Genomic DNA, 8,857 nt, shown 5'->3' on the forward strand with positions numbered 1-8,857 from the left:
CTGACCAATAATGAGGCGGAGCAAGCACTACGTCATTGGGTTATTGCGCGCAAATTAAGCCACGGTACCCGTAATGGCCAAGGCAGTCATGTGTTCGCCATACTTGCGAGCGTGATTGATACGTGTAAGAAGCGCAACGCCTGTCCGTGGAAATATCTCGCTGAGGTTATCACGGCTCGGCGCCAGGGGCTGGATGTGCCTCCTCTGCCTCTTGCTGCGTAAAAAAATGAGAGGGATCTGAACGGTTACTCTCGGTCTGGTCTCTGATGCCCGAGGCAGGCTGGAGATCGCCAATCCCATTTATCAGGAAATTATCCCCAGGGTGTTGACCTATCCGGTTCAGATGGCGATTCCTGATGAACCGGCCTGGTTCGTGGCTGAAGACGGCACCCTGGACATCATGAAACTGATTAAGGGTTTTATCCGTTTCTGGCAAAGGAACGGCGAAGTGCTGTTACGTGGCATGCCCTATCATGAGGCCGCACCCCATCTTGTCTTTATGGCCTATCTCCAACGAATCATCAATTCCGGCGGCTCCATTGAGCGGGAATTTGCCATTGGCACGGGCCGGGCTGATCTGGTGATTGATTTCAAGGGCAGACAGGATGTTATTGAGCTGAAACTGCTGCGCGGCACCTACACCCGCCCGGAAGGAGTGGAACAAGTAGCCCGTTATGCCACCCGGCTTAATCGGGATTGCGGGTATCTGGTGATCTTTGATCCTACGCAAAAACGCCCCTGGGAAGAACGAGGCCAGCTGACAACAGAGTCCTGTGAAAACGTGACAATTATTGTGCTGGAGGCATAGGAGCATACCGCAAAAAAGGAGGAGAAAATGGCTTCATACGAGTATGATATCGGCATCATTGGTGGCGGGGCTGCTGGCCTGACCATTGCTTCAGGGGCTGCCCAATTAGGTGCCAAAACCCTACTGATTGAAAAAGAGCAGGAACTGGGTGGTGACTGTCTCCATTTTGGTTGTGTGCCCAGCAAGACCCTGATCAAATCCGCTCAGGTCTATCACCAATTGCGCACCACTGAAGCCTTTGGCCTGCCTGCTGTGGAAGTACCGCCAGTTGATTTTGCCTTGGTGGCAGAGCGCATCCGTTCGGTGATTGCAGTTATTCAGCAGCATGACTCTGTTGAGCGATTTAACAAACTCGGTGCCCAGATCCTCTTTGGTGACCCACGCTTTACTGACGAACACAGTGTAGAGTTGGGGAACAAGAGCATTACCGCAAAAAACTGGGTCATTGCCACCGGCTCTGAAGCAGCCATCCCCCCCATTCCAGGCTTGGAGCAAACGCCCTTTCTCACCAACCGGGAAATATTCTCTCTGAACAAGCTTCCCGAATCCATGATCATCCTGGGCTGTGGCCCTATTGGCTGCGAAATGGGACAGGCCTTTCAGCGACTGGGCACCAGGGTTACCATGATCAACCGGAGCAACCAAATCCTCAGCAAGGAAGATCTGGACATGGCTCAGGGCGTCATGGAGATGATGACAAGCGAAGGAGTGCAATTTTATCTGAACAGCACCATCCAATCGGTCAAGGAACAAGGGGAGCACAAAGAGGTTGTACTCAAAGAACAGAACAGTTCAAACGGATCAACAACAACTCTTGAGGCGGAAACCATTCTGGTTGCCTTGGGCAGAAGCCCAAATATTGACGGACTGGGGCTTGACCAGATCGGAGTGAAAACCAGCTCCAAAGGCGTCACAGTGGACAGGCGTTTACGAACCAGCCAGCCCCATATTTACGCTGCCGGTGATGTCACTGGTGGCCCCCAATTCACCCATGCAGCTGGCTATCAGGGAGGTATCGTGATCAGCAATGCCATATTTCACCTGCCCCGCCGTACCGATTACACCTGGCTGCCCTGGTGTACCTTTACTGAACCTTCGCTGGGCAGCATTGGCATGAACGAACGCATGGCCCAAGCCGCAGGAATCGAGTATACTGTTCAGCATGAAAATTTTGTTGATAATGACCGCTGTCTTGCTGAAGGACAAGGGTACGGTAAGCTCAAACTCTTGCTTAATCGGAAAGAAAAACCCATTGGCGTCCAGATCCTTGGCCCCCATGCCGGAGACCTGTTGGGGGAATGGATCGCTGCCTTAAATGGCAAGGTCAAGCTCACCACCTTGGCCTCAGCTATCCACCCCTATCCTACGGTCGCAGAAATCAACAAACGGGTGGCAGGCTCTTTGCTCTCTCCCAAGCTTTTTTCCGACCGAACCCGAAAAATACTCAAGCTGCTCTTTCGCTATCAGGGGTCTGCTGTCTGAACGATGTGTCATACCGCACGTTCTCCCTTATTCGGGCTTGAAAAAACGTAAACGATTGGCATTGGAAACCACGGTCACTGAAGAAAGGGCCATAGCTGCTGAGGCGAACATAGGCGGAAGCAGCCAACCGGTAAAGGGAAAAAAGAGTCCTGCGGCCAGCGGAATCCCCAGGACATTATAGATAAAGGCTCCGAACAGGTTCTGCTTGATATTCCTGAGAGTGGCTCTGGAAATCCCGACCGCAACCGACACCAATGCCAGCGAATCACCGGCCAAGGTGATGTCCCCGTTATCAATAGCCACATCGGTTCCTGAACCAATGGCGAAGCCGGTATCTGCCTGGGCCAGGGCCGGGGCATCGTTCACCCCGTCACCGGCCATCCCCACCTTATAGCCCTTTGCCTGGAGATCCTGCACCACCTGGAGTTTTTCCTGGGGCAGCATCTCGGCATGCACCTCCGTGATCCCCAACTCAGCAGCCACGGCCTCGGCTGTGGCACGACTGTCCCCGGTACACATGACCACAGTAATCCCCTGGGCCTGTAACTTCCTCACCGCAGCTGCCGAATCCTCCCGAACCGGGTCCCGCAGGATGAGCAGCCCCTGCACCTGCTCTTTATCGGCCAGCCAGATTGGCGTCCCGCCCTGCCCTGCCTGCGCATCAGCGATCGCCACCAGATCCTTGGGCAAGGCCTGCGTTTTCTCTTTTCTCTTCTCTTCCACAAAACGCTGATTACCGAGATACCAGGTCTGCTGCTCAATGCGGGCCTGCACACCTTTGCCCGGTACAGAAGAAAAATCCTTAACAGCAGATGGTGCTATCTTCTTTTCCGCTGCACTCCTGACCACGGCCTCGGCCAAAGGATGCTCTGAGCCGGATTCCAGACTGGCTGCCCTCCGCAGCAGTTCGATTTCATCAACTCCTGCTATCGGATAAATATCCGTCACTGTCGGGCGGCCTTGGGTCAGGGTACCGGTCTTATCCACCACCAGATGGGTGGTGGATGCTGCGGATTGCAGACCATCCGGGTTACGCACCAGGACGTTCAAGGCAGCGGCCCGACTGGTTCCCACCATAATGGCGATAGGAGCCGCCAGACCCAAGGCACAGGGACAGGCGATCACGAGAACCGCAATGGCAGCGGTCAGGGCATGAGGCAAGGCCGGACTGGGACCAACCCCAAGCCAGACACCAAAGACGAGTAAGGAGATAACAATAACCGTGGGAACGAAAACAGCCGCAACCTTGTCTGCCAATCTTCCGATAGGCGGTTTGCCGAGCTGGGCCTGTTTGACCATACGGATGATATGGGCCAGGGTGGTGTCTTCACCGGCACCGGTCACGGTAAACAGAAAAGACCCGGTTGTATTGACTGTACCTCCGATTACCTTCTCACCCGGTTTCTTTTGAACAGGCAGGGGTTCACCGCTGAGCATGGATTCGTCCACTGAGGTGGTTCCTTCTTCAATCCTGCCGTCAAGAGGGATCTTTTCTCCGGGGCGGACCCGAACCGTATCATTACGACGAACCAAGGAAACCGGCAACTCCACTTCACCTGTTATTTCTCCAGCCTGTTGCAAAATCCGGGCAGATTTTGCCCGCAGACCGACCAGGGAACTGATCGCCTCCCTGGTGGTCTGCTTTGCCCGTACTTCCAGGGCATGTCCGAATTGGAGAAAGGCCAGGATCATCACCGAGGCATCAAGATACAGACGGGCATCCCGCCCCGGCACAAAGTCAGGCCAGATGATAAAAAGAAGAGAAGCCAACCAGGCTGCTGAGGTACTGAGCGCAACCAGGGTATCCATACTGGAGGTCTTATGGCGAGCCTGTTTCCAGGCCGTGATATAATACATGCCGCCGCTGAAGGACATCACCCCAAGACAAAGCAGGGCCAGAAGGAACCAGAAAAAACGGGCCTCAACCAAGGGCGGGAAAAAGCCGGACATCTCACCGGCCATAATACCAAAACCGACCACAGCGGCAAGAATGGACTTTTGCCAGGAGCGGCGTATTTCTTTGCGCGTTTCCTCAGCCTCCTGCTGATAAGGATCAGCATACTGCTCTTCGATCCGGGCAGTAATCTCTGCCTGTTGTAACAGGAGCAGGACATCCGCCGGATGCAAGCTTGTCGAAACCTTCAGGCCACCGGCCTGCTCTGACAGCTCCACCTGCGGATCGTGCCCGGAGAGGATTTGAAAGATCTCATCTCGTTCCGGCGAACCATGAGGAAAAGATACGATAAGATCAGCTTCCTCCTTTGCAACCAGGGCAGCATCATAGCCACGCTCAATAATAGCTTCAACCACCTGCTGCGGGTCGCCGCCAACAACCTCAGCCTTTTTTTCTATCAAATGAACAGTACCGCTTTCGACCCCGTCCACCGCAGTGATGGCCTGCTCAACTCTGCGCACACAGGCAGCACAGGTCATATCATTGATTCGAATAGTATACGGATCGCTGTTCTCTGACATAGAAACCTCCATCCCGGCAAGCCGGAATAATAAAATATCCTCTTTTATCCAGATCCATCGGATCGGGACACATATAAAAAAGGGAGGCTTGGTCAGCCTCCCCTGTCTGCTCCTCTTGTTGAAATAAACAACCCCGCCCCACGCTTGACAAGGAACGGAAAATACGTAAAGCTCAGGACACTTTTCCGTATCAAACGATATCCAGTGGCTTGGTTGCCAAGGGAATCGCCACATCCGGGGTACCACTCACCTGACAGGTCAGTTGCGTATTCCCGGCTGCAAGAGCCTGACCATACACCTTCACCACATCGCTATCACCCACGCTTAATTCACCAGCCTCTTCAATGATCACCGGACTATTCTCCCCCAGGTCTACGGGCTTGGTGATTCCTCTTGGAAAAAGAGTCGCTTCCTCAACCTCTGTATTTGGTGCCAGCATGACCAGCTCTCCAGAAGCAGGATCAACACCTTTATACCCTGTACCATCCGCATCCGGATTTGTCGGTGGCACAAGAATCTTTGCGATTGTCGGGTCTTCGACCTTTACATGATAACGGACGTCTTGCAAAGCAACCGCATCTGCCTCAGACGAGTTGGTTGTCGTTACACTAAAGGAAAACTTCTCCCTGGGACGAATTTCTCTGCTGTTCGTGAGATCAAATATCGAATGAATTGTTACAGTAATATCAGCCATACTTTTCTCCTTATTTTTTTAAATTTCAATACGCTAATGCACAGTTTTATAACCAAAAGGATATTTGAAGGATATAAAGGAAACATATGCCACTAAGTAGCGTATTGTCAAGACATAACTAAAAAATGAATTCAGTAGACTCAATATCAAGCAGATTTCCATCATGGCTCCAACACAGTAAATCACCAAAGCCGTTTTTTCCGCTACAGCATGCTGGTTGCCACCTCAGCACTTAACGGGTATGATCAAAACCTGGCAACATATGGTATTGGTGCAGCAAGATTGACAGCAAGAAAACGCAAAGAGCAGATGATGAAAAAACGAGTCTTATACGGCGAAGCCAACTACGCAGCCATTGTGCGTAAAAAAGGCTATTTTGTTGATAAAACAGAGTACCTGGACAAACTGGAAATGGTGAACAACCCTGTTTTCCTGCGGCCAAGGCGTTTTGGTAAATCCCTGCTCTGCTCCATCCTGCGTCATTATTACGACATCAACTCTGCGGATCAATTTGAAGAGCTGTTTGGTCATACCTGGATCGGTCGGCACCCCACAGCGGACCGGAATCAGTGTGTCATTGTTTCGCTGAATTTTTCTGTGGTGTCAATTGGTTCCGATATCCAGGAGATAGAGACCAGTTTCAGGAACCACTGCAATACTGTTCTCTGCTCTTTACGGGACATCTATCCCCAGCTGTTCAATGATATGCCGGAACTTACCCTGGATGCTCCGGTTGCCAACAACCTGACCCGGCTACTTCACTATATCCAGGCCAGAAATTTGCCACCAATTTATCTGATCATTGATGAATACGACAACTTTGCCAACCAACTGGTCGTTACCAACAGGGATCAGCTTTATCAACAGCTCACTGCGGATGACGGCTTTTTTAAGACCTTTTTCAAAACCCTGAAAATGGGTCGCGAAACCGGGGCCATCTATAATGTCTTCATCACCGGAGTCTTACCTATTGCCATTGACGACATGGCCTCGGGGTTCAATGTGGCGAAGTTCATCACCCTGAACCCGAAATTTGAACAGATGCTCGGCTTTACCCAGAAAGAAGCAGATCAGCTCCTTGATGCGGTGTACCGAGATTACGACATTGATCCCGCCACCCGCCAAGATGTGGGCGCAGTGATGAAAAATCAGTATAACGGGTATCATCTTGTCAGAGCACAGGGCGAAACCCTGTATAATTCCACCCTGGTCATGTATTTCCTGGACTGGCTTCAAGAATATAAAACCATCCCGGAACGCCTGACCGATTTAAATCTGAGAACCGACCTGCACTGGGTTAAGCGACTGACCGCCTCCAATCCTCAGCTCACGGAAGAGTTCGTTGACCGTCTGACCATCCACAACTCCATTCCCTATGACAGGGTTATGCTGGAAGAAAAGTTCAACATGCACCAGTTCTTTGATAAAGGATTTTTTCCGATCTCCTTTTTTTATCTGGGGATGCTGACGCTGAAGGACTCCTATTATCTCAAGCTGCCAAATCTGAATATGCGCAGGATATTCACGCAGTATTTTAACGAGATTCACCGGATCGACGTGTCTACCCGTCATACTGAGTATATGCAGGCCTTTTCTGACAAGCCTGAGCTGGAACCGCTGTTTGCCGGCTACTGGCGGGAATACGTTTCCCAGCTCCCCGAGGCCATCTTTCAGCAGGTCAATGAAAATTTCTACCGCACCACCTTTTATGAACTGTGCAGCCGCTATTTATCACGTTGGTTCAGTTGGCATGTGGAGCGTTCCTACCCCAAGGGCCGCAGTGATCTGGAATTTGTAGGCAAGTTTAACGAGATCTATGCGGGACTGCGCTGGGTGATCGAATTTAAGTATCTTTCCAATACTGAATTCAGGAAATTTAAAACCGGTATTGAGAATTTTCAGCTGCAAGAAGAGGATACAGAACAGATCCGGGGTTATGCAGAAGGAGTGCGCCAGGAATATCCAGAGGCGCGGGTTTCCCTGTTTGTGATTTACTGTATCGGCAATCAGGGATTTCGGGTGTTTAAGGTGAAAAACGGATAAACAACAAAGGAAAGAAACAATGGAAGCAAAAGCTCTTATCGTACTCGTGGTTATGGCCCTCATGCTGACAGGAACCGTGCATGCTGATGTGCCGCCGGAACAACAGGCAGAGGTGGCGCATCTGTTGCAATTTGTGAAAAGTTCAACGTGCAGGATCAACAGAAACGGTTCCTTCCATCAAGGTGAAGAAGCGGCAGAGCATATCCAGAAAAAGTATGATTACTTTCAGGACAAGATCAGGACAACTGAGGATTTTATTAAATATTCGGCAAGCAAAAGCACGATGAGTGGAAAATACTATACCGTACACTGTGACGGGCAAAAGCCGATTCGGACTCGGGATTGGTTGTTGCGGGAATTGGAAGCATATCGGGAGCAGCAGGGAAAAGATCGTTGATAATCAACAGAGGTTTCTTTGCTCCTGACAAAAGGTTTGCGGCTACAAATAGAAGGTTATTTGCTATTACCAAAAGGTTCGCAGCTATTAACAAAAGGTTGTTTGCTCCTGACAAAAGGTTCGCAGCTATCAACAGAAGGTTGTTTACTCCTGACAAAAGGTTCGCAGCTACAAACAGAAGGTTATTTGCTATTACCAAAAGGTTCACAGCTATTAACAAAAGGTTGTTTGTTCCTGACAAAAGGTTCGCGGCTATCAACAGAAGGTTGTTTGTTCTTGCAGGAAGGTTGTCAGCGACCAACAGGAAGTCTGCTTGAACAACAAGGGAGATCTGTTTTTTTGCGTACCTGTGCTTGATCGTAAAATTTCCTTTGTCCCAGAAGGAAAAAGCTCCATATTCCTTTGTTTCCCTTTGACAAAGCTTCTTTTATTCCTTGACAGGCAGTGAAAAAGGCGTTATGCAGGTTTATTGCCTTTTATAACTGTTCTTTTCTCCAAGGTAAAATCCTTTGCAAAGGAGTACATCTCATGGCCTACAAGTGCAGAATGACCACGCCCGCCCCGATACTCCCCGAACACACCCCGCAGTACATCACAGATGTTGCAGAAACGGTCAGCAATAGCTGCCTGCGACGAATATCCGTTCTGATGACTTGATTTTACTTGACAAATATTAAAATTTCTTTTCTTTATTGGATTTATTCTGTTCATTCCGTTCCACGCAACCCGGTACAAATCATACACTTTGTCACATAGGCTCCGATGGAATCTTTTTTACCTTCATCAATCAAATTGTTTTGCTTCTGGCTATTTTTCTGTTGTGTGCTCTTAGCCCAAGTTCGTGACATAAAAAGTCAAAGTTATGCAAAAACAACAAGTTGCTTATTTTTTGACTATTCCTATGGCACTACAAATTTTTATTTTGCCGGAATCGTCCTCTTGATAATCCTGCCAGGAT

The 8,857-nt window shown here is 50.0% G+C and carries 7 protein-coding genes and 1 pseudogene; 6 read left to right on the top strand and 2 right to left on the bottom strand.

Going from position 1 to position 8,857, the window contains the following annotated elements:
- The 3 genes and pseudogenes from L2082_RS16900 to L2082_RS16910 form a co-directional block, all read left to right on the top strand.
- A pseudogene (locus L2082_RS16900) lies at positions 1 to 222 on the top strand (IS66 family transposase); the annotation flags it as partial.
- A 103-nt stretch (positions 223 to 325) separates the two neighbouring features.
- Positions 326 to 808 carry a hypothetical protein gene (locus L2082_RS16905; RefSeq protein WP_446012007.1) on the top strand — a complete coding sequence of 161 codons (483 nt, stop codon included), beginning with the start codon at positions 326 to 328 and terminating at the stop codon, positions 806 to 808.
- Positions 809 to 835: 27 nt separating this feature from the next.
- Positions 836 to 2,290: a dihydrolipoyl dehydrogenase family protein gene (locus L2082_RS16910; protein ID WP_446012008.1), complete on the top strand. Its 1,455-nt coding sequence runs from the start codon at positions 836 to 838 to the stop codon at positions 2,288 to 2,290.
- A gap of 27 nt (positions 2,291 to 2,317) precedes the next feature.
- On the opposite strand, the gene L2082_RS16915 is transcribed toward L2082_RS16910, so the two are convergent.
- Both L2082_RS16915 and L2082_RS16920 read right to left on the bottom strand, forming a co-directional pair.
- Positions 2,318 to 4,765, bottom strand: coding sequence for a heavy metal translocating P-type ATPase (locus L2082_RS16915; protein WP_446012009.1), 2,448 nt, complete (start codon positions 4,763 to 4,765; stop codon positions 2,318 to 2,320).
- A 190-nt stretch (positions 4,766 to 4,955) separates the two neighbouring features.
- Positions 4,956 to 5,459: a hypothetical protein gene (locus L2082_RS16920; RefSeq protein WP_446010775.1), complete on the bottom strand. Its 504-nt coding sequence runs from the start codon at positions 5,457 to 5,459 to the stop codon at positions 4,956 to 4,958.
- Between the two features lie 210 nt (positions 5,460 to 5,669).
- Between L2082_RS16920 and L2082_RS16925 the strand changes: the two genes are divergently transcribed.
- Genes L2082_RS16925 through L2082_RS16935 form a run of 3 tightly spaced genes read left to right on the top strand, consistent with a single transcriptional unit; the run spans position 5,670 to position 8,256 of the window.
- A complete protein-coding gene (locus tag L2082_RS16925) occupies positions 5,670 to 7,502 on the top strand; it encodes an AAA family ATPase (RefSeq protein ID WP_446010774.1) in 1,833 nt (610 codons plus the stop codon).
- 19 nt (positions 7,503 to 7,521) lie between these two features.
- The gene (locus L2082_RS16930) at positions 7,522 to 7,899 is read left to right on the top strand and encodes a DUF5329 family protein (RefSeq protein ID WP_446010773.1); all 378 of its coding nucleotides are present in this window, start codon (positions 7,522 to 7,524) and stop codon (positions 7,897 to 7,899) included.
- Positions 7,900 to 7,917: 18 nt separating this feature from the next.
- A complete protein-coding gene (locus L2082_RS16935; RefSeq protein WP_446010772.1) occupies positions 7,918 to 8,256 on the top strand; it encodes a hypothetical protein in 339 nt (112 codons plus the stop codon).
- Positions 8,257 to 8,857 lie beyond the last annotated feature (601 nt).

The sequence above is a fragment of the Candidatus Electrothrix sp. genome (genome assembly GCF_052785085.1).

Coding starts and splice junctions, on each gene's coding strand:
- L2082_RS16910 (WP_446012008.1), top strand. CDS start 836: ATGGCTTCATACGAGTATGATATCGGCATCATTGGTGGCGGGGCTGCT.
- L2082_RS16915 (WP_446012009.1), bottom strand. CDS start 4,765: ATGTCAGAGAACAGCGATCCGTATACTATTCGAATCAATGATATGACC.
- L2082_RS16920 (WP_446010775.1), bottom strand. CDS start 5,459: ATGGCTGATATTACTGTAACAATTCATTCGATATTTGATCTCACGAAC.
- L2082_RS16925 (WP_446010774.1), top strand. CDS start 5,670: ATGCTGGTTGCCACCTCAGCACTTAACGGGTATGATCAAAACCTGGCA.
- L2082_RS16930 (WP_446010773.1), top strand. CDS start 7,522: ATGGAAGCAAAAGCTCTTATCGTACTCGTGGTTATGGCCCTCATGCTG.